This window comes from Kitasatospora papulosa (genome assembly GCF_000717245.1).
Classification (GTDB): domain Bacteria; phylum Actinomycetota; class Actinomycetes; order Streptomycetales; family Streptomycetaceae; genus Streptomyces; species Streptomyces papulosus.
Window position 1 is genome coordinate 1 of record NZ_JNYQ01000076.1, and the last position, 352, is coordinate 352.

A 352-nucleotide genomic window follows, 5' to 3' on the forward strand; every position below is an offset into this window, starting at 1 on the left:
GGTCCGCGCGGACGAGCGCTCCATCATCGAGCCGAAGTCGCAGAGCGTGCGCTCGGTCTTCGAGGTCCACAAGCTCAGCGAGGTCTTCGCACGCCTCGTACGCGACGAGCGTGTGGTGGGCCGCGCCCGCCAGATCCTGGGCTCGGACGTCTACGTCCACCAGTCCCGGATCAACGTCAAGCCCGGCTTCGGAGCCTCCGGCTTCTACTGGCACTCCGACTTCGAGACCTGGCACGCCGAGGACGGCCTGCCCAACATGCGGGCGGTGTCCGTCTCGATCGCGCTGACCGAGAACCTCGACACCAACGGCGGGCTCATGATCATGCCCGGCTCCCACAAGTCGTTCGTCGGC

At 67.3% G+C, this 352-nt stretch carries 1 protein-coding gene; it reads left to right on the forward strand.

All coding sequences use genetic code 11. From position 1 onward, the window contains the following. A partial coding sequence (locus tag IA22_RS0133780; RefSeq protein ID WP_030125885.1) for a phytanoyl-CoA dioxygenase family protein occupies positions 1–352 on the forward strand: 352 nt, incomplete at both ends.